Below are 19,275 nucleotides of genomic sequence, written 5' to 3'. Positions count from 1 at the left end.
GGGCTCCTCTCGGTTCGGCCGTCAGGCCAGATAGGTGTCCGTGTAGACGATTTCGGAGCGCTTGGTCCAGTCGATGCCGTGCACCTTCTGGGCGGTCGCGAGCTTGTTGAGCACGACGCCGATCTCCACCAGGAACAACCCGTCCAGCAACTGGTCGCTGACGGCCTGATACTTGGCCTTCGCCTCCGCACCGGTGCCGTCCGCGACCCGCCACGCCGCGTCGGCGGCGCTCACGTACGCCGGGTTCTCGTAGTGCGAGGCGTTCTTGAGCGCGTTGAACGGGTACGCACTCACGGTCAGCGTCGACGGGACGTACTGCGCCCACGAGTGGAACGTCGTCCACAGGCCCGGAATCGTCCCGCCGATGAGCTGTTTGACGAACGCCGCACCCTCCTGCGGGTCGAGTTCGACGGGGATGCCGACCTCCGCGAGGTTGGCCTGCACGATCTGCGCGGTGGCCTCGTAGAAGGGGTTGCCCGCCTGGTAGGTCAGCGGCAGCGTCGGCACCGGGGACCCGTACTCGGCCAGCACCGTCTTCGCCTTGGCCACGTCCCTGACGAAGGTCTTGTTCTTCGCCTCGTCGTACGCCGGCGAGGTCTTGGGCCACGGCAGGTTCACCGGGTAGCCGGATCCCCGGAACACCTCGGCGATGACGCGGTCGCGGTCCACCGCGTACGCGATCGCCTTGCGGACCCGGACGTCGGCGAGCGCGGGGTGCGTGACGTTGGCGCCGACGTACACCTGCAGCTCGGCGCCGTCGAGCGAGACCGACTGGAATCCCGTTGTCTTACCGAGCGTTTCGGTGTCGCGATAGTTCAATCCGCCAGCCACGGCAACCTGCCCCGACTTCAGCGAGCTGAGCAGTGCCTGCGCGTCCGGGATGATCGCGACCTCGACCCGGTCCAGGAACGGGCGGTCCGGGATCCAGTAGTGCTCGTTGCGCTCGAAGACCAGCGCGGTGTTGGGAGTGCGCGAGACGAAGGTGAACGGTCCGGTCCCGACGAACGCCTCTCCCGCCGCGAGCTTGTCGATGGACTCGCTGTCGAGGATCGGCACCGTGTCGAGCAGGTCGAAGATGTTGCCGAGCGGGTGCGCGAACGTCAACCCCAGCCGATGCGGGTCGCTGGTGTCGAACGCGGTGATCGCGGCGGCGGTGCTGCGGAGCTGCGCCGTCCACTTCGGGTCGGCGTAGGTGCGGATCGAGAACTCCGCGTCCTTCGACGTGAACGGCCGTCCGCTGTGGAAGGTCACGTCGTCTCGAAGGTCGAGGGTCAGAGACAGCCCGTCGTCGGCCGGCTTCCACGACTTCGCCAGTCGCGGACCGGGTTCGACCTTGTCGTGCGGATACCGGATCAGGCTGTCGTAGGCGAGCCCGATCACGGTGGTCGCGCCGGAGGTGTTGGTGAGGAAGGTCGACGGGATCACGTCAGTGGTGATGCCGGTCTTGAGGGTGCCGCCGCGGACGGGGGTGCCCGACGCCGCGGCACCCGCACCCGCCTTCTGCTCGTCGACCGCCGAGGAGCAGGCTCCCAGCAGTCCGGTGCCGAAGATCGCGGCGGCGGTCAGGCCCGCGCCCCGGAAGAAGGTGCGCCGGTCGAGGGCGGTGTACGTAGTGCTCACTGGGGGAAGGTCCTTCGCATGGAGGTGAGCGGGTCGGCGTAGAGCGCACTGAGCGAGACGACGCCGGCGGCGAACTCCTGGACCCGGTTGCCGAAACCGGTGATCCGGATGTCCTTGCGGGTCAGGCTCGAGGTGTGCGCGAACGCCTCCGCGACGTGGGGGATTCCGGCCGGGTACTCGGTGAAGGCCTGGCCGCCGAGAATCACCCGATCCGGGTTGAACAGGTCGCGCAGCATCGCGACGGTGCGACCGAGCACGCGGGCTCGCTCGACCAGAAGTTCGTGGGCCGGAATCGATCCCGCCGCTGCGGCGCGGTAGACGGCGGCGATGGCAGGCCGCTCGTCGGTGTCGGTGAGGATTCCGGCGTCGCGGGCCGCGGCGATCGTTGCCCGGTCACTGACCGTGGCCTCGAGGCAGCCGCGAGCTCCGCAGGAGCACCGAGCCGAAGAGCCGGTGGGCAGGTGCACGATCGAACCCGGTCCGCTGGACGGAGTGTGCACGCGGCCGTCGATGGTGACTGCGACCCCCGCGGTCTCCCTGGCGTAGAAGTACAGGCTGGTGCCCGCGGCCGGGGTGTCGCCGGGACGCTGTGGCGCGAGCAGCAACTCGGAGGCGGCCATCGCCTCGACGTGTGCGGCGACGGACACCGGAAGTCCGAGGCCCTCGCCGATGACGGAGCCGACCGGGGCGTCCGTCCAGCCGAGCCGCGGGTGATCGACCCGACCGGTGGTCGCGTCGACCCGTCCGCCGAGCGCGACCCCCACCCACAGCGGCCTGCGCTTGTGCCAGCGGGAGACGAACATCCCTGCGCTGCGGGTGATCTGGGCCAGCGCCTGTTCCTGCGGGCCCGCCGGGGTGGAGATCTCGACGGCGCCGAGCACCTTGCCCCGGATGTCGCTGGCGACGATGCCGGTGACCACCGCGCCGATGTGGATACCGATGGTGAGGTAGGGCTCGTGGTTGACCTCGAAGGGCACCCGCGGCCTGCCCACCGCGCCCGAGGCGGTGAGGTCCGCACGCTCGCGCAGCAGACCCTCCGCCAGCAGGGCCGCGACCTGGCGGTTCACCGTGGCGGTGGACAGACCCGTGGTCTTGGCGGCGATGTCCCGGGCGATGGGGCCCCGCGAGCACGCGACCCGGAACACGGCGGCGGCCGGGGTGTCGGCGACCCGGAGTTCCGGGGGGACGATCTGGACCCGGTTGGCGATACGTGGGGTGGGCCGAGTGAGCACGGCCGTGGACGACAGAGTTGACGTGAGCACGCAAATTCCTTGCACTTCGCCCCTGGCGGGGACAGACCTACACGGTGTGAGCGAGCGCCACCGTCGACACGAGACACCGACGCGTCTCCGACGACGCCGAGAGGGCGGCCGGAAACGGGGTTGACGTGTGAGAGCAGGCAGCGCGGACTAGCGACAGATACCGCGGGGGGAACAACACAGTTCCCGTGCCAGTGGCAGGCGTGAGCCCAGTGCGGCGGTCACGTAGGTGACCCGCAGGGCGGTAGGCCGGCCGGAATTCATTTCGCCAAGCTAGCACCCCGTCGAATTCTCCACCAACCGAGGGGAAATCCCGTCCGGAGCCGGTGACATCGGCGCGGGTTGCGATCAGCGTGACGGAAAGCCTTGGCCGCGCACCACCCCGCTGGTTGCCTGGACCGCAGCTCCGGCAACACTCCATCCGTCATCGAAAGGCCTTACATGTCCATCGATTTCGCACACCCGACGACCGCGACGGGAGCCTCCGTCGTCAAGCTCGGCGCACACATCGGCGCCCGCATCGACGGGGTGGCCCTCGGCGGCGGCCTCGACCCGGCCACGGTCTCGCTGATCCGACAGGCCCTCCTCGAGCACAAGGTGATCTTCTTCCGCGGCCAGGACCACCTGGACGAGACGTCGCAGTACGAGTTCGCGCAGCTGCTCGGCGATCCGACCACCGCGCACCCGACCGTCACCTCACGTGGCGACCGCATCCTGCCCATCGACTCCGAGTACGGCCGCGCCAACAGCTGGCACACCGACGTCACCTTCGTCGACCGCATCCCCAAGGCCTCGATCCTGCGCGCGGAACTGTTGCCGTCGTACGGCGGTTCCACCACCTGGGCCTCGACCGTCGCTGCCTACGACGCGCTGCCGGATCCACTCAAGGCGCTGGTGGAGAACCTGTGGGCGACACACACCAACGTCTACGACTACGCGGCGGCGGGCGCGGAGAAGGACGTCGACCACGACACCGAGGAGTACCGCCGGGAGTTCCAGTCCACCTACTACGAGACCGAGCATCCGGTGGTGCGCGTGCACCCCGAGACCGGTGAGCGTTCGCTGCTGCTCGGGCATTTCGTGAAGTCCTTCGTCGGGCTGGGGGCCGTCGAGTCGCAGGCCCTGTTCAACCTGCTGCAGGCACGGGTGACCAGGCTCGAGAACACCACCCGCTGGAACTGGGAGGCGGGCGACGTCGCGATCTGGGACAACCGCGCCACCCAGCACTACGCCGTCGACGACTACGACGGCCAGCGCCGACGCCTCGGCCGGATCACCCTGGCCGGCGACGTCCCGGTGAACGTCCACGGTGAGCGCAGCCGCATCGTCACGGGCGACGCCTCGCACTACTCGTCCATCGACCAGCCGGTCCGGGTCGCCGGCTGATGACAATCCCGCCGCATGCCAGGGGCTACGAGGGGTTCGCCGGACGCATCGGCCGGACCACCGCGGACTCGACCCCGTCCTGGACTCCGACACCTACCGCAGAGCCGGGCTCGCCGAACATCATCGTCGTCCTGATCGACGACATGGGCTACAGCGACATCGGACCGTTCGGCTCCGAGATCGACACCCCCAACCTCGATCGCCTCGCCGCCTCCGGCGTGCGGCTCACGAACTACCACACCACCCCGCTCTGCTCGCCGTCCCGGGCGGCGCTCCTGACCGGGATCAACCCACACCGAGCGGGTTACGGCTTCGTCGCCAACGCCGACCCCGGCTACCCGGGCCTGCGCCTCGAACTCGCCGACGACGTGCTCACGCTGCCGGAAATCCTGCGCGGCAACGGATACGCCACCTACGCGGTGGGCAAATGGCACTTGGTCCGCGACGCCAACATGCGGCCCGGGGCCGGCCGTGACTCGTGGCCCACCCAGCGCGGGTTCGACCGGTACTACGGCTCGTTGGAGGGACTCAATTCGTTCTACCACCCGAACCAACTCGTCTCGGACAACTCCGTCGTCGACGTGGACGAGTACCCCGAGAACTACTACCTCACAGACGATCTGACCGACAAGGCCGTCGGGTACCTGAAGGACCTGCGCGCACACGAGCCGGACAAGCCGTTCTTCCTCTACTTCGCACATGTGGCCATGCACGGGCCGCTCCAGGCCAAGCCGGCTGATGTCGCCAAGTACCGCGGCCGGTACGCGGAAGGATGGGACGTGCTGCGCGAGAGCCGCTTTGCGTCGCAGCTGGCACAGGGGCTGTTCCCCGTGGAGACCGCACAGGCGCCGCGCAACTCCGAGCCCGGTTTCGACGTGCCTGCCTGGGATTCACTCACCGACGACCAGCAGCGCAGGTTCGCCCGGTATATGGAGGTGTATGCAGGCATGGTCGACTCGGTCGACCAGAGCATCGGCCGGATCCTCGACACCGTGACCGAACTCGGCGAGCTCGACAACACCATCGTGTTGTTCACCTCCGACAACGGCGGCACGGCCGAGGGCGGCCCCGAAGGCACCCGGAGCTACTTCGCGCAGTTCGCCCACGTCACCGACCCCTCGTGGGTGGGCGACGTGCCGCACGACGAGGACCTGATCGGCACGGCCAGGCTCGGCGTGCACTATCCGCGTGGCTGGGCCCAGACCTCGAACACTCCGTTCCGGTTCTACAAGGGGCAGTCGTTCGCGGGCGGTGTGCGGGTGCCCTTCGTGCTGTCCTGGCCTGCCGGGCTGCGAAAGCCGGAGTCGGACAACGGAGTCCGGGACCAGTTCGCCTACGTCACCGACCTCGCACCGACGCTGCTGTCCCTCGCGGGCATCGAGGCGCCGAGTGTCCGGAACGGGCTGCCCGCCAAGGAGTTCGACGGGGTGGATGCCTCTGCCGTGTTGCGTGACCGCAGCGCCGAGAGCACCCACACCGAGCAGTACACGGAGATGACCGGCAACCGCGGCTTCTACCGGGACGGCTGGAAGCTGCTCGCCCTGTATCCCGGCGCCGACGTCGACGCGCCGGTCTGGCAACTGTTCGACGTGCGCACCGACCCCACCGAACTCCACGATCTCGCCGACCGGTACCCGGAGAAGGTGGCCGAACTCGCGCGGGCCTGGGACGACGCGGCGTGGGCGAACACCGTCTTCCCGCTCGTGAGCGCCGGCGGGCTCACCGCCCGCCGACCCACGGAGGAGACCTTGTCGCGACCGGTCCGGATCCTGGCGGGCACACCGACCCTCGAGCGCTACCGATCGTCGAAGCTGATCTCCTTCCGCGACTTCACGATTGGTGCCGAACTCGGCGGAGACGGCTTCCGGGAGGGCGACGAGGGCGTCCTTGTCGCACACGGCGACCCGCAGGGCGGCTACCTGCTCTACGTCGAGGACGGCCACCTGCTGTTCGGACTGGGCAGCTTCGGCCGGTACGCCTCGGTGGATGCGGGGCCGGTACCTGTGGGAACCCGACTGATCGAGGTGACGGCGACGGTCCGGCCGCGACTGCGCTGGGACTTCACCGTGCGCGTCGACGGTGTCCCCGTCGCCGACCTGCTCGGGCAGGTGCAGTTGGTGGGAATGGCCCCGTGGACCGGGATCTCGGTCGGCGTCGACGCCCGCGGACCGGTGTCCTGGGACCTGCGCGAGCGGCGCGGGCCGTTCCGGTACGGCGGCGACTTGCGGGCGGTCATCTACTCCCCCGGCCCGGTCCGGGTACCGGGTGAGGTGATCGAGAAGGTCGAACGGGAAGCCGAGTACGCCGCCGACTGATCCGGGTCCACCGCCCTGCCCTGCCGCACAGGTCACGTTGCGGCAGGGCAGGATTCGGCCCGGATGACCAGCCCCTGGAGCTGGATGGCGAGAAGACCGCGAGCCGCGGTCTCGAAGTCGACCGGGAACGCCGACTGGGCCGACCAGCCGGACGCGGCTGAGACCACGGCATGGAGTCCGGCGACCAGGTACGACTGGTCCCGCACCGACAGGGCAACCTCGAGCGCACCGCTCAGGATCCGCGCCAGTTCGGATTGATTGCGCCGCCCTTGATCGCGGCAACGCTCGAGGGTCTCGCCAGGCATCGGGTAGCGCAGCAACTCCGACGAAGCTGCGATCAGCCGGGACAGGAGTGGCCGCTGCGCGAGGGTGGCGGCCACCGTGGCAGCCACCCGATCGATGTCGACGACGGCGACCTCGGCACCGAACCTCGCGTCGAGATCCGGCAGCCACAGGGCATACTCCGCGTCCATCAGATCGAGGAGCAACCCCTCCCGCGACCCGAAGTAACGCAACACGTTGGAACTTGCCAACCCCGCCTCACGGGAGATTGCACCCAACGAGAGTGTGGCCACCTCGGCATCTGCCAGCAGACGCCGCGTCGCCTCGAGGACAGCCACGACTCGCTGCGCGCGCTGGGCTGGAGTACGCGCCCTCTGAAACGTCTCGCCGCTCACACCATCTCCCTCGTCGATTACCTCCCCCAATAGTAGAAGACTCTTCTATTATTTGGCGACGTGCATCGGAGTGGATGCAACAGGAATGGAGAGGAAGTCGATCCCTGTGGGGCGACGGTTCAGGTACGCACTGGAGAGAAGTGGCCGCGCCGAGGCCGCAGTGATGTTCGATCTGCTGCGAGACGCGGAATCGTGGACGGATTGGGCTGGATCCCCGATCACCTACGCAACCTGGCGCGATGGCACGTCCGGCGTGGGTGGAAACGTCGTGGGCCGAGTGCGTCTGGTGGGTACCGAACGGTTCCCGACGCCGGAGGAGATCACCGTTGACGATCGACCCCACGTACACGGCTATCGGATCTTGACCCGATGGCCCGTGCGTGACTACGAATCCCGAGTGGAGTTCCTTCCCCGAAGCGACGGCACCACCACCGTGCGCTGGTCGGGTGAGTTCACCGAGCGGATCCCGGGAACGGGACGGCTGTGGAGGCGGTTTCTGGTGCGATTCCTCGGCGGTCTCGCCGACAACCTGATCCGGGAAGGGCAGAGACGCACCCGCATTGACGATTGAGTGAGTTTGCGTGCGGGCAGGCGCTGATCGCGCCCGGGCGGTCCTACGATGAGGCCATGACCATCTCGCCTGATGCACAAGTCGCCGTCGTCACGGGAGCAAGTTCGGGGATCGGGGAGGCCACCGCCCGAACCCTGGCCGCGCAGGGCTTTCACGTGGTGGTCGGGGCGCGGCGCCTCGACCGGCTCGAGCGGCTCGCGCAGGACATCGGCGGCACCGCCCTCGAACTCGACGTCACCGACGAGGACTCGGTCGACGCGTTCGCGGCGGTGCTGCCGCGCGTCGACGTGCTGGTCAACAACGCCGGTGGCGCGAAGGGTCTGGCCACCGTCCTGGACGCCGACCTCGACGACTGGCGCTGGATGTGGGAGACCAACGTGCTGGGCACCCTACGCGTGACGAAGGCGTTGCTTCCCAAGCTGATCGAGTCCGGCGACGGCCTGATCGTCACCATCACCTCGGTCGCCGCCTTCGAGGCCTACGACAACGGATCCGGCTACACCTCCGCCAAGCACGCGCAGGCAGTACTGCACCGCACCCTCCGCGGGGAGCTGCTCGGCCAGCCGGTTCGACTGACCGAGATCGCGCCCGGCGCGGTGGAGACCGAGTTCTCGCTGGTGCGGTTCTCCGGCGACGAGGAACGAGCAGCCAAGGTGTACGAGGGCATCACGCCGCTGGTCGCGGCGGACGTCGCCGAGGTGATCGGCTTCGTCGCGTCACGCCCCTCGCACGTCAACCTCGACCAGATCATCATGAAACCGCGGGACCAGGCCGCCCCCGGTCGGTTCGCGCGGAAGTAGACCGGTGCGGCGAGAACTCCGGAGTTGACGGCGAGGCAGTTGCCCCCTCCGCAACTGCCTCGCCTCGACCGATCGAGAACCTCCCGCGCCGGCGTCGAGCTCGCACCTTCCCCCGTGCGCTGCTCGTCCCCCACCGGCCCGATTCCTCGGCGGCTGTCTGTTTTGACGCGGCAACGAACCGAACGGTTCCCTCTGGCTCGAGGGATCTGGCTCAGCTGACCGGAGCGTGCGTCGGTGCGGCGGGCGCGGGAGGCGCCGGGGCCGCAGCAGCGGCTGGTGCGGGCAACGCCGACATCGACTGCCAGGTCGGCCAGTCGATGGCCCAGTCGTAGATGTCTCCGTCGGCGGCCGAGAGGTCGATGCGGGTGCCGGTCACCTCGACCGGGTCTCCGTACATCGCGGTGCCGAAGTACTCCTGCGCATCCGAGAGCGAGAGGTTGATGCAGCCGTTGGTCACGTTCGCCGACCCCTGCACGCCGGTGGTCTGCGGGTTGGCGTGGATGAACTCGCCGTTGTTCGAGATGCGCACGGCCCAGCGCTCACGCACGTTGGTGTAGAACGGCGGGTTCGACATGAGGAAGTCCTCGTGCTTCTCGGTGACCATGTGGATGCCACTGCGGGTCACGTTGCGGGCCTCGTTGCCCTCGCCGTAGCTGACCGGGATGTCCATGATCGTCTGGCCGTCACGCACCACCTGCATGCGATGGCTCGGCGCATTCGCCTTGACGATCTGGCTGCGCCCGATGGTGAAGTTCAGGGTCAGGTCGTCGGCGCCGAACGCCCCGGCGCCGTAGTTCACGCCGTACAGCTTCGCGACAAGGTTCACCGTGGTGCCCGGCACCCAGTAGTTCTTCGGGCGCCAGTGCACCCGTGAGCCGTTGTCGTCCGGCAGCCAGGCCCACGACCCGGGCGTCGGCGGGTTGGTGGTCACGGTGAGCGCCTTCTCGACGGCCGCCTTGTCCTCCACGTGGTCGTCGAACTTGAGGATGATCGGCGCCGCGATCCCGACCTGCTGACCGTCCGCGATGTTGGTGTTCGCGGAGGTCTTCGACGCCGGCGTCAGGGTGGTGAAGGCGCCCTGGATCGGCACGGTCTTGCCGTCCGCGCCGACCGCACTGCCCGACCACGTGTAGCTGGTGCCGAATCCGAGGGGCTCGGTCACGGTGTAGGTGAGCTTGTCCGGAGACAGCACTCCCTGCACCGGCTTGCCGGTCGAGTTGGTCAGGGCGACGTTCTGCAGCGTGCCCTGGGTGACCGTCACCGACGCCGGCGCGACCGGGCTCACGTCCTGGGCACCGACCGCGGGCAACTGGGTCACCTTGGCGACCGGAGGCGCCTCGGTCGGTGCCGCTGACCCGCCGCTACCGCCGGCCGTGCAGCCCGCGAGCATCGCCACGACCGCGGTCAGCAGCACGAGCAGCGAGAACACGCGAGTTCGATTTGTCCGAATACCCTGGATACGCACGCAATCCACGGTACCTGCGCCTCAGGTGTGACCTGTCTCTCAGCTCAGACGGCGCAACCGACCGTGACCGGTTCCGGCTCGAGCCGCACCCCGAACGCCGCCTGCACGCCGTCGCGCACGTCCCGAGCCAGCGCCAGCATGTCGCGGGTCGACGCATGACCGCGGTTGGTCAGCGCCAGGGTGTGCTTGGTGGACAGTCGGGCCGATGCGTCCTCACCCGGGTAGCCCTTCGAGAACCCGGCCCGCTCGATCAACCAGCCCGCCGACAGCTTCGTCCCGCCCGCACCGGGGAACTGCGGCACCCGCGCGTCGGCGCCGACCCGCGCGGTGATCGCGGCCAGCACTGCAGGCAGCCGGTCCGCGGCGACCACGGGGTTGGTGAAGAACGAACCGGCGCTCCACGTGTCGTGATCGCCGGAGTCGAGCACCATGCCCTTGCCCGCACGCAGTGCGAGGACCACCTCGCGGACCTTGTCGGCGGGTCTGCGGTCGGACTCCTCGGCGCCGAGTTCGGCAGCCAACTCGCGGTAGCGCAGCGGCGCGCTGAGCCCGTCCGGGCGCACCTCGAACTCCACCGCGAGAACCACCGCGGCGTCCGAATGCTTGAGCACACTGGTCCGGTAGCCGAGGCCGAGCGCGTCCGGGGCAACCCACGACACCTCGCCCGACGCGCGGTCGAGCAACTGCACCCGGCGCAGCAGCGAACCGACCTCCACCCCGTAGGCGCCGACGTTCTGCACCGGCGTCGCGCCCGCCGACCCGGGGATACCGGACAGGCACTCGAGGCCACCGAGGCCCGCGTCGACCGACCGGGCGACGACCTCGTCCCAGACGGCGCCCGCCTCCGCGTACACCTGGTCGGAGTCGAGCCGGATCGTCTCGTTCGCCGCCCGCACCACGACCGCGTCGACGCCCTCGTCCGCGATCAGCAGGTTCGACCCGCCGCCGAGGATCAGCGCCGGAATGCCCGCCGCGTCCAGCGCGCGGACCACCCCTGCAAGCGCGTCGGTGCTGCGGCAGGTGAGCATCGCGTGCGCCGGTCCACCGAGCCGAAGGGTGGTCAGCGCCGCCATCGGAACGTCGGTTTCCAGCTCGGCCCCGAATTCCGCCGCCATGTCGTGTAAGGCCCGCACGGGGTCAAACGGTAGCGTGCCCGCCATGGCCAGCCGCATTCCGCATTCGTCCTCGTACCCCCAGGCGGTCGACCAGGTGCACCGCGCCCTCACCAGTGAGCAGTACTGGCGCGACCGGATTGCCGAGGTCGGCGGCGAGGGCGCCTCGCTCGGGCACGTCACCGTCGGCAAGGGCACCGTGGACGTGGAGATGACACAGTCCGTCCCCGCCGCGCACCTGCCCGCCATCGTCACCAAAATCCGTCCCGGTGACCTGATCATCACCCGCACCGAGACGTGGGGGCCTCTCGACGGCACCAGCGCCGAGGGCACGTTCACCGCTCGCGTCGACGGCGTACCCGCCACCCTCAGCGGCACCATGTCCCTCGCCGCGGACGGCGCGGGCACCGCCCTCACGCTGGACGGCAAGGTCGAGGTCAAGCTCCCGCTGATCGGTGGGAAGATCGAGTCGGTGATCGCCGATCAGGTCACCGAACTGCTCGACAACGAGAACGAGTTCACCGCTCGCTGGCTCAACGAGCACGTGTAGATTTCGACCTGCGCGAGACCATGTAATCTGCCGCACATGTCACGCCACATCGAGTTCACAGCCAACTACCAGATCCCCGCCGAAGCAGTTCACCGGACGCTCACCGACGAGCGTTTCTGGAACCAGCGCATCGAGAAGGCCGCCGACAACGGCGTCACGCTCGAGCGTCTCGTCGCGGGCGAGGGCACCGTCGACGTCGCGATCTCGCAGCAGCTCGACGCCAACTCGCTGCCGAGCATCGTCTCCAAGTTCGTCAAGGGTGACCTTGCGCTGGTGCGCAGCGAGAAGTGGGGTCCGTTCGACGGCAACCGCGCCGAGGGCACCTTCACCGCCGAGACCACCGGGCTTCCGATCAAGGCTGAGGGCACCGCAGTCCTGACGGTCGGCGCCGACGGCGGCGCCGTGATGAGCATCGCCGGCGAGGTCACCGTCAGCGTGAAGCTCATCGGTGGCACCGTCGAGGGCATGGTCGGCGACCAGATCGTCGACATCCTCGGGCGGGACCAGGGCGCGGTCGAGGAGTGGGTCGCCGCCAACGCCTGACCCGTAGTTCCTGGACGGATGTGTAGTCGATGCGTGTCGAGCCGGTAACCTGCCGGTCATGGCTCGCCGCATCGACTACTCCGCCCGGTACACCCACCCCACCGAGAAGGTGTACGCGGCGCTGACGAACCGCGACTACTGGGAAGCCCGCATGATCGAACTGCGGAAGTTCTCGGACAACCACGTCGAGAGCTTCGAGGTCAACGACGCCGGCATCGACCTGGTCTTCCACCACATCATTCCCCGTAACTCCCTGCCCGACATCGCGCAGACCGTGATGAAGAAGGACATGGTCATCACCCGCAAGGAGCACTACAGCGCCTTCGGCGAGCCGGTGAGCGGGACGTACGAGGCCTCCATCCCGGCCGGTCCGGGCAGCCTGTCCGGCACCATGTCGCTGTTCACCACCGACACCGGCTCCACGCTCCGCACGTCATCCGAGGCGAAGGTGTTCATCCCCTTCGTCGGCGGCAAGCTCGAGCAGTTGATGCTGGTCAACCTCGTCGACCTGTTCCGCACCGAGGCGCAGGTCACCGCCGACTGGCTCGCGAAGCAGTAGCAGTCGATGGGCGTCAGCAAGCGCCCGGACGGCGTCATCACCCGCGGCACCACCGGCATCAACAGGCTGCGACGCAGCGACCGCTGGCTGGTGCACCGACCACAGGTCGCCGACGCCCTGCTCGACGCGGCCGACCCGCTGGTCGTGGACCTCGGCTACGGGGCGCGGCCCGACACCACCTTCGAATTGGCCGGCCGGCTGCGGACTGTGCGGCCGGACCTGCGGGTGGTCGGGCTCGAGATCGACCCGGACCGGGTTGTGGACGGTCGCGACGGGGTCAGCTTCGCCCGCGGCGGCTTCGAACTCGCCGGACTGCGACCGGTGCTCGTGCGTGCCTTCAACGTGCTGCGCCAGTACCCGGAGGAGGCGGTCGCGGGCGCGTGGGCGAAGGTGCAGTCGGGCCTGGCGCCGGGCGGGTTGTTCGTCGACGGCACCTGCGACGAACTCGGCAGGCGCTGCGCCTGGGTGCTGCTCGACGAACACCACCCCCTGACACTGACCCTGGCCTGGGACCCGTTCGACGTCGAGCGGCCCGGCGACGTCGCCGAGCGGCTACCGAAGGCGCTGATCCACCGCAACGTGCCCGGCGAGGGCGTGCACGACCTGCTGGTGGCCGCCGACCGCGCGTGGGCAACGGCCGCCCAGCATGCCCCGTTCGGCCCCCGGGTCCGGTGGCGTGCGGCACTCGACCTGCTTCGTGCGCAGGGCATTCCGGTGGAGGTCTCGCGCCGCCGACTGCGTGACTGCGTGCTGACAGTGCCGTGGTCGGTGGTCGCGCCGACACCATGACGCTCGGGAGGCTCTAGCCTTGGCGGTGGCTCTGCCTCCGCCCGAAGGGACTCAACCCATGCGTTCGACGCTGCTGTCGCGACGAGATCTCGACTTCCTCCTCTACGAATGGCTCGACGTCGAGGCGCTGACCTCGTCGCCGCGGTACCAAGATCACTCGCGCGAGACCTTCGACGGCGTGCTCGACCTCAGTGAGCAGCTCGCGACCCGCTACTTCGCGACGCACAACAAGCTCAGCGACGCCGCCGAGCCGACCTTCGACGGCACCACGGTGACCATCGTCCCGGAGGTCAAGGAGGCGCTCGACGCCTTCGTCAAGGCCGACCTGATGGGCGCGGGCATGGACTACGAGGCGGGCGGGCTGCAACTGCCCGCGACCGTCACCGGCGCCTGCTTCGCCTGGTTCCAGGCCGCGAACGTCGGCACCGCCGCCTACCCGATGCTGACCATCGGCAACGCGAACCTGCTGCTCGCACATGGCACCCCCGAGCAGATCGAGACCTACGCCAAGCCGCTCGTCGCGGGTCGGTTCTTCGGCACCATGTGCCTGTCGGAGCCGCAGGCGGGTTCCTCACTCGGCGACATCGTCACCCGCGCCGAGCCGCAGGCGGACGGCAGCTACCGCCTGTTCGGCAACAAGATGTGGATCTCGGGCGGCGAGCACGATCTGGCCGAGAACATCGTCCACCTGGTGCTGGCCAAGATTCCGGGCGGACCCGAAGGCACCAAGGGCATCTCGCTGTTCATCGTCCCGAAGGTGCTCGTCGAGGCGGACGGCAGCCTCGGTGAGCGCAACGACGTGACACTGACGGGCCTGAACCACAAGATGGGCTACCGCGGCACCACCAACACCGTGCTCGCCTTCGGTGACGGCACGCACCGCCCGGGCGGGGCTGCCGGCGCGGTCGGCCACCTGGTCGGTGAGGCCGGCAGCGGCCTGACCTACATGTTCCACATGATGAACGAGGCCCGGATCGGGGTCGGCCTCGGTGCCACCGCGCTCGGCTACACCGGCTACCTCAAGTCGGTCGACTACGCCCGTCAGCGTGAGCAGGGCAGGCCGGTGGCTGCGAAAGACCCCGCCGCCAAGCAGGTTCCGATCGTCGAGCATGCCGACGTCAAGCGGATGCTGCTGGCCCAGAAGTCGTATGTGGAAGGCGCGCTCGCGCTGGAGATGTTCTGCATGCGCATGGTCGACGAGCAGCGCATCGCCGAGAACGTCGCCGCACGCAACCGGATCGGGCTGCTCCTCGACATCCTCACCCCGATCGCGAAGAGCTGGCCGTCGCAGTGGTGCCTGGAGGCGAACAGCCTCGCGATCCAGGTGCACGGCGGCTACGGCTACACCCGCGAGTACGACGTCGAACAGCATTACCGCGACAACCGCCTCAACCCCATCCACGAGGGCACCCACGGCATCCAGGGCCTGGACCTGCTGGGCCGCAAGGTGACCCAGCAGGGTGGCATCAGCCTGCGGTTGCTGACGGAATCCATCGGCCGCACCATCACGGACGCTGCCGAGGCCGACGACGAGTTCGCGGAGTTGGCCGAGCAGCTCGGCGACGTCCTGGGCCAGGTCGGCAAGGTCACCGCGGGACTGTTCGCCCCCACCCCCGGCTCCGGTGATGTCGACGTCGATGCGGCGATGGCCAACAGTTCCGTCTACCTCGAGGTCGTCGGGCACCTCGTGATCGCCTGGATCTGGCTCGAGCAGATGCTGGCCTGCGAGGGCAAGGAAGGCGACTTCTACGACGGCAAACGTCAGGCGGGCCGGTACTTCTTCCGGTACGAACTGCCCCGCACCGGGCCACAACTCGCATTGCTGGCCGCGCTCGACCGAACCACCCTGGACATGCGCGACGCCTGGTTCTGACCGCTCACTCCCAGGCGGACAACGCCTTCGTGACCCGGCGCTCGACGCGCTCGGATCGGCCCACCGCGGCGGATCCGAGCGCGTCGCGGTCGATCCTGCCGATCGCGAGCGCGTCGCCGACCACCTCGTCCAGCACCCACTGCGAGACGCCGCCGTCTGCCAGGTCGAACACGGTCCGCATCGGCGTGGTGATCCGGAAGGCGCCGGTGTGCTCGCAGTCGCCGGGCGGCATGGCGCTGTGGTGCACCGCAACCCGGTCCAGTCGCGTGGTCTCGGACGCCGTCGTGGTCACGTGCAGGAAGCGCGGGTGCAGGTGTCCGAGGCCGTGCAGTTCGGCCGCGCTCTGATGCGAGACCACCGCGTTGTCGAGACGCACGCAGCAGCGGGCGACGTCCTCGAGGTCGGTGGTGCGCCACTGCGCGAGCCGGAACAGTCCGGGCTCGGGTTGCGCCCACGTCCCCGCTGCGACGGCTGCGACCACGTCCTCCCCGGTGAACCCGAGCGCCATGGCCTGTTCCGCTGTGAAGAACCCGTCCTGGGTCCAGGCCCGCTCACACAGGTCCTTCTCACGCCGATCCGGTCCGTCCATGTCGCCACAGTACTTCGATGCTGTGTCCTGGGTCACATAATCCGTTCGTAGCGTGTTCTCAGAACGCGCACAGAAATGTCGGGAAGAATCCGTGCAATGGCCTCCATTGCACCCGCGCCGAACGGTCCGACGACGACGCGCCCGAAGCGAAACCTGGTCCTCACGATTGCCCTCGTGGTGATCGTGGCCCTGGTCGCGCTACTGATCGGCGCCGAACTGTACGTGCGGCACAACGTGAAGCAGTGCATGTCGAGCCAATTCCAGAGCGAACTCGGATCGCAGGTCGACGTCGGACTCAGCGCGAAACCGGTGCTGCTGCAGGCGATCGACAAGAAGGTCCCGTACATCACGATCACGAGCGACGACTCGACCTTCGGGCCCGCGAAGGACATGCACGTCAAGGCCCGGGTCAACGACGTCGACCTGACCGCCACCGACAACTCGAGCGGGTCCATCGGTAGTTCGACCGCCGACATCAACTGGTCCACCGACGGCATCCTCGCCACCATTCAGGCGCAGCCGTTCGGCAACCTGGTGTCGGGGGTCACCTCCGACCCGACCACCGGGACGCTGAAGTTCCAGGTTCTCGGCCTCGCCGAACTGACCGTCAAGCCGCAGGTCAACGCGGGCACCGTCAACGTTGAGACCGTCGGCGCCCAGGTTCTCGGACTCGGCCTGCCCACCGATCTGGTCAGTGGCGTCGTCGACGTGCTCACCAGCAGCCTGCAGACGTACCCGCTGGGGATGACAGCTCAGTCGATGACCGTCACCGACAGCGGGATCCAGATGTCGCTGGCCGGCGGCGCGTACTCGATGCCGAAGGCGGATCCGAACACTCCCGCGCCGAGTGGTTGCTCGCTGCTGACCTAGTGCCAGTCGACGATCCCGGTCGCGCCGGCGTGCGCGAGCAGCCGTTCCAGAATCCGGTCCCAGGTGCCGTCGCCCGCGAGGCGGCGGTGCCAGGTCCAGATGGTCTGCCACGGACCGGACAGTGGCCGGCCGTTCGCACTGGTCTGAGAGGATCGGCGCGTGCGTGAACACCACTACGCCCTCACTGTCGCCTGGACCGGGAACCGGGGCGTCGGCACGGTCGATCACCGCGCTTATGGGCGCGAGCACCGGATCTCGGCCCCAGCAAAGCCCGACGTGTACGGCAGTTCGGATCCCGCCTTCCGGGGCGACCCCGCGCGGTGGAACCCTGAGGAACTGCTGGTCGCCTCGCTGGCCCAGTGCCACATGCTCTGGTTCCTCAGCCTGGCCGCGTCCGCCGGGATCGTGGTCACCGGGTACACCGACCGTCCCACCGGGACGATGGCCGAGGAACCCAGCGGCGCAGGGCAGTTCACCGAGGTCACGCTCAATCCCGACGTCACGGTGCGCGACCGCGACACCCTCGGCGCCGACCTGCTGGCCAAGATCGAGTCGCTGCACCAGAGTGCAAACGAGATGTGCTTCATCGCCCGGTCGGTGAACTTCGCGGTCCGGCACCGGCCCACCACACGGATCGAGCGCTGACGCGAACACCGCTCCGGTGAACCTCGACCCTCGACACCGCAATCGACGATTCAGGGCGGCCCGGTGGCCCGTCCGGCGCCCTCACTGGCCTGCTGTACCGCTGGCCAGCCCAGACGCGCAGATTTTGACCATCGGGTCACCGGGATAGCTCCCGGTAGCTGGGTTCTGATGTGGCGGCAGACCAGCACGCGGTCGACGCCCCCCTCTGAAATCGGTATGCGAACTCGACGACTTCGCGGGAGATGTTTCGGTTCCGTGGGTCGGCGAGGCCCCGGCGGACCCGCACCGACGTCGACCGTCCGTAGCGTTGAACCGCCAGTCTTGCCTGGACCCGCAGATTGTCAGATATCCCTAGGCGCAGTTCCACCCGCAGCAGATTGGATCCAGCCGGAGATCCCCAGATTCTTGTCGGTGGGTCGCGCTAGTGTTTCGAACATGCATTCGACGGCGGGGTTCGGTGGGGTGGCAGATCACCTGTCAGCACTCGACGCCGCCGTCGACGGGTTGCTCGACGACGGACTGTCCGGGCTGTCGGACACGGACATCGTCGAGACGCTCCAGCGGATGGAGATGTCACTGCGCAAGGCCGCGGCCGTCGGTACCCGACTGATCGTCGAATCGGTGGAACGGTCCCTGCCCGACAAACACGACTGCTCAACGATCAACACCTTCCTCATCCAGACCCTGCGGATCTCCGCCGCCGACGCAGCCCGCCGAGTCGCCGCAGCGAAAAAGGTCGGCACCTGGCACCACCCCACCGGCGAACAACTACCCCCCGACCTACCCGCCACCGCCACCGCGCAACGCGACGGCGCCATCGGCCCCGACCACGTCCACGAGATCCGCGGCGTGCTCGGCAAAATCCCCCGTAGCGTCGACCCCGCCGCCGTGGAGGTCGCCGAACAGATCCGCCCCCAAGCACTTCGTGCAGGGAGGGACCCCCAGCCGAACTCGCCCGGTCCTCGACCCCGAAGGCGGTCGCCGACGCCGGGCAACAACTGCTCGGCTACCTCAACCCCGACGGCAGTCTCACCGACGACAAGGACCGCGCCCGGCAACGCTGCTTCCGCATGGGCAAACAGGACGCCGATCTCATGACCCCGATCTCCGGGCTGGTCGACCCCGAAACCAGGGCGCTGCTCGAACCGCTCCTCGCGAAACTCGCCCGGCCCGGCATGAACAACCCCGACGACCCCGACTCACCCAGCGGCGACGCCGAATCCCCGAACCTCGACCACGATGCCCTCGCGAAGGCCGCGGCCCGCGACACCCGCACCGCCGGACAACGAGGCCACGACGGTCTCAAAGCCGGCCTGCGGCACCTGCTGACGTCGGGGGTACTGGGCAGTCACCGCGGACTCCCCGTCACCGCGATCATCACCATGACTTTGCAGCAACTCGAGGACGCATCCGGGGTGGCAACGACCGCCGGCGGCGGGATCGTCCCCATCCGCGACGCCCTGCGAATGGCCGAACACGCGCACCCGGTCTTGTGCCTGTTCGACCACCACGGCCGGCCCCTGCACCTCGGCCGATCCAAACGGCTCGCCACCCCCGACCAACGCCTGGCATTGATCGCATCCTCCCGCGGCTGCACCCGCCCCGGCTGCGACGCACCCGCCACCATGACCGCCGTCCATCACATCCGAGAG

General features: G+C 68.7%; 19 protein-coding genes. 13 read left to right on the top strand and 6 right to left on the bottom strand.

Annotation, left to right across the window (positions count from 1 at the left end; genetic code table 11):
• Positions 1–21: 21 nt before the first annotated feature.
• A complete protein-coding gene (locus tag FK531_RS12140; RefSeq protein ID WP_142099650.1) occupies positions 22–1,620 on the bottom strand; it encodes an ABC transporter substrate-binding protein in 1,599 nt (532 codons plus the stop codon).
• Complete coding sequence (locus FK531_RS12135) at positions 1,617–2,867, bottom strand: ROK family transcriptional regulator (RefSeq protein ID WP_246098143.1); 1,251 nt, start codon at positions 2,865–2,867, stop codon at positions 1,617–1,619. Before FK531_RS12135 ends, FK531_RS12140 begins: the two co-directional genes overlap by 4 nt.
• Before the next feature lie 453 nt (positions 2,868–3,320).
• On the opposite strand from FK531_RS12135, the gene FK531_RS12130 reads away from it, so the two are divergent.
• Both FK531_RS12130 and FK531_RS12125 read left to right on the top strand, forming a co-directional pair.
• Positions 3,321–4,265: a TauD/TfdA dioxygenase family protein gene (locus FK531_RS12130; RefSeq protein WP_142099648.1), complete on the top strand. Its 945-nt coding sequence runs from the start codon at positions 3,321–3,323 to the stop codon at positions 4,263–4,265.
• Positions 4,265–6,580, top strand: coding sequence for an arylsulfatase (locus tag FK531_RS12125; protein WP_142099646.1), 2,316 nt, complete (start codon positions 4,265–4,267; stop codon positions 6,578–6,580). Before FK531_RS12130 ends, FK531_RS12125 begins: the two co-directional genes overlap by 1 nt.
• 32 nt (positions 6,581–6,612) lie before the next feature.
• Here FK531_RS12125 and FK531_RS12120 read toward each other — a convergent pair whose 3' ends face one another.
• Positions 6,613–7,200 (bottom strand): TetR/AcrR family transcriptional regulator, encoded by a 588-nt coding sequence (locus tag FK531_RS12120; protein WP_181762933.1) that lies wholly within the window; start codon positions 7,198–7,200, stop codon positions 6,613–6,615.
• Between the two features lie 142 nt (positions 7,201–7,342).
• On the opposite strand from FK531_RS12120, the gene FK531_RS12115 reads away from it, so the two are divergent.
• Together FK531_RS12115 and FK531_RS12110 are read left to right on the top strand one after the other, a co-directional pair.
• Positions 7,343–7,828, top strand: coding sequence for an SRPBCC family protein (locus tag FK531_RS12115; protein WP_290367626.1), 486 nt, complete (start codon positions 7,343–7,345; stop codon positions 7,826–7,828).
• 56 nt (positions 7,829–7,884) lie between these two features.
• Positions 7,885–8,628, top strand: coding sequence for an SDR family NAD(P)-dependent oxidoreductase (locus FK531_RS12110; RefSeq protein WP_142099641.1), 744 nt, complete (start codon positions 7,885–7,887; stop codon positions 8,626–8,628).
• Positions 8,629–8,839: 211 nt separating this feature from the next.
• Here the strand turns inward: FK531_RS12110 and FK531_RS12105 are convergent, their stop codons facing one another.
• Together FK531_RS12105 and FK531_RS12100 are read right to left on the bottom strand one after the other, a co-directional pair.
• A complete protein-coding gene (locus FK531_RS12105) occupies positions 8,840–10,018 on the bottom strand; it encodes a L,D-transpeptidase (protein ID WP_142100220.1) in 1,179 nt (392 codons plus the stop codon).
• A gap of 119 nt (positions 10,019–10,137) precedes the next feature.
• Positions 10,138–11,208 carry a UDP-N-acetylmuramate dehydrogenase gene (locus FK531_RS12100; protein ID WP_246098142.1) on the bottom strand — a complete coding sequence of 357 codons (1,071 nt, stop codon included), beginning with the start codon at positions 11,206–11,208 and terminating at the stop codon, positions 10,138–10,140.
• Between the two features lie 43 nt (positions 11,209–11,251).
• Here FK531_RS12100 and FK531_RS12095 point away from each other — a divergent pair, with 43 nt between their 5' ends.
• From FK531_RS12095 to FK531_RS12075, 5 genes are read left to right on the top strand one after another with little or no spacing between them, the layout of a single operon-like run.
• Positions 11,252–11,755, top strand: a complete 504-nt coding sequence (locus tag FK531_RS12095; protein ID WP_142099637.1) for a DUF2505 domain-containing protein — start codon at positions 11,252–11,254, stop codon at positions 11,753–11,755.
• Positions 11,756–11,791: 36 nt separating this feature from the next.
• Positions 11,792–12,298: a DUF2505 domain-containing protein gene (locus tag FK531_RS12090; RefSeq protein ID WP_142099635.1), complete on the top strand. Its 507-nt coding sequence runs from the start codon at positions 11,792–11,794 to the stop codon at positions 12,296–12,298.
• Between the two features lie 58 nt (positions 12,299–12,356).
• Entirely contained in the window at positions 12,357–12,857 is a 501-nt protein-coding gene (locus FK531_RS12085; protein WP_142099633.1) for a DUF2505 domain-containing protein, read from the top strand.
• 6 nt (positions 12,858–12,863) lie between these two features.
• Positions 12,864–13,646 carry a class I SAM-dependent methyltransferase gene (locus tag FK531_RS12080; protein ID WP_142099631.1) on the top strand — a complete coding sequence of 261 codons (783 nt, stop codon included), beginning with the start codon at positions 12,864–12,866 and terminating at the stop codon, positions 13,644–13,646.
• Between the two features lie 58 nt (positions 13,647–13,704).
• Complete coding sequence (locus tag FK531_RS12075) at positions 13,705–15,519, top strand: acyl-CoA dehydrogenase (RefSeq protein ID WP_142099629.1); 1,815 nt, start codon at positions 13,705–13,707, stop codon at positions 15,517–15,519.
• 4 nt (positions 15,520–15,523) lie between these two features.
• Here the strand turns inward: FK531_RS12075 and FK531_RS12070 are convergent, their stop codons facing one another.
• Complete coding sequence (locus FK531_RS12070) at positions 15,524–16,108, bottom strand: type IV toxin-antitoxin system AbiEi family antitoxin domain-containing protein (RefSeq protein ID WP_142099627.1); 585 nt, start codon at positions 16,106–16,108, stop codon at positions 15,524–15,526.
• Between the two features lie 96 nt (positions 16,109–16,204).
• Between FK531_RS12070 and FK531_RS12065 the strand changes: the two genes are divergently transcribed.
• The 4 genes from FK531_RS12065 to FK531_RS22990 all read left to right on the top strand — a co-directional run.
• Positions 16,205–16,978 (top strand): LmeA family phospholipid-binding protein, encoded by a 774-nt coding sequence (locus FK531_RS12065; RefSeq protein WP_142099625.1) that lies wholly within the window; start codon positions 16,205–16,207, stop codon positions 16,976–16,978.
• 159 nt (positions 16,979–17,137) lie between these two features.
• Positions 17,138–17,623, top strand: coding sequence for an OsmC family protein (locus FK531_RS12060; RefSeq protein ID WP_142099623.1), 486 nt, complete (start codon positions 17,138–17,140; stop codon positions 17,621–17,623).
• A gap of 435 nt (positions 17,624–18,058) precedes the next feature.
• Positions 18,059–18,721, top strand: coding sequence for a DUF222 domain-containing protein (locus tag FK531_RS22995; protein ID WP_354003510.1), 663 nt, complete (start codon positions 18,059–18,061; stop codon positions 18,719–18,721).
• Positions 18,622–19,275: DUF222 domain-containing protein (locus tag FK531_RS22990; protein ID WP_354003512.1), on the top strand; the 654-nt coding region annotated here is incomplete at its 3' end. The genes FK531_RS22995 and FK531_RS22990, both read left to right, overlap by 100 nt.

Origin of the sequence: Rhodococcus spelaei (assembly GCF_006704125.1) — a bacterium.
GTDB classification, from domain to species: domain Bacteria; phylum Actinomycetota; class Actinomycetes; order Mycobacteriales; family Mycobacteriaceae; genus Rhodococcus_G; species Rhodococcus_G spelaei.
Note: the sequence above shows the minus strand (reverse complement) of the source record. Positions and strands in the feature narration are given on the sequence as shown.

Bases quoted from the DNA above. Each gene is read 5' to 3' on its own strand.
- FK531_RS12130 (WP_142099648.1), top strand. From the start codon at position 3,321: ATGTCCATCGATTTCGCACACCCGACGACCGCGACGGGAGCCTCCGTC.
- FK531_RS12125 (WP_142099646.1), top strand. From the start codon at position 4,265: ATGACAATCCCGCCGCATGCCAGGGGCTACGAGGGGTTCGCCGGACGC.
- FK531_RS12115 (WP_290367626.1), top strand. From the start codon at position 7,343: ATGGAGAGGAAGTCGATCCCTGTGGGGCGACGGTTCAGGTACGCACTG.
- FK531_RS12110 (WP_142099641.1), top strand. From the start codon at position 7,885: ATGACCATCTCGCCTGATGCACAAGTCGCCGTCGTCACGGGAGCAAGT.
- FK531_RS12105 (WP_142100220.1), bottom strand. From the start codon at position 10,018: ATGCTCGCGGGCTGCACGGCCGGCGGTAGCGGCGGGTCAGCGGCACCG.
- FK531_RS12100 (WP_246098142.1), bottom strand. From the start codon at position 11,208: ATGGCGGCGGAATTCGGGGCCGAGCTGGAAACCGACGTTCCGATGGCG.
- FK531_RS12095 (WP_142099637.1), top strand. From the start codon at position 11,252: ATGGCCAGCCGCATTCCGCATTCGTCCTCGTACCCCCAGGCGGTCGAC.
- FK531_RS12090 (WP_142099635.1), top strand. From the start codon at position 11,792: ATGTCACGCCACATCGAGTTCACAGCCAACTACCAGATCCCCGCCGAA.
- FK531_RS12085 (WP_142099633.1), top strand. From the start codon at position 12,357: ATGGCTCGCCGCATCGACTACTCCGCCCGGTACACCCACCCCACCGAG.
- FK531_RS12080 (WP_142099631.1), top strand. From the start codon at position 12,864: ATGGGCGTCAGCAAGCGCCCGGACGGCGTCATCACCCGCGGCACCACC.
- FK531_RS12075 (WP_142099629.1), top strand. From the start codon at position 13,705: ATGCGTTCGACGCTGCTGTCGCGACGAGATCTCGACTTCCTCCTCTAC.
- FK531_RS12070 (WP_142099627.1), bottom strand. From the start codon at position 16,108: ATGGACGGACCGGATCGGCGTGAGAAGGACCTGTGTGAGCGGGCCTGG.
- FK531_RS12065 (WP_142099625.1), top strand. From the start codon at position 16,205: ATGGCCTCCATTGCACCCGCGCCGAACGGTCCGACGACGACGCGCCCG.
- FK531_RS22995 (WP_354003510.1), top strand. From the start codon at position 18,059: ATGCATTCGACGGCGGGGTTCGGTGGGGTGGCAGATCACCTGTCAGCA.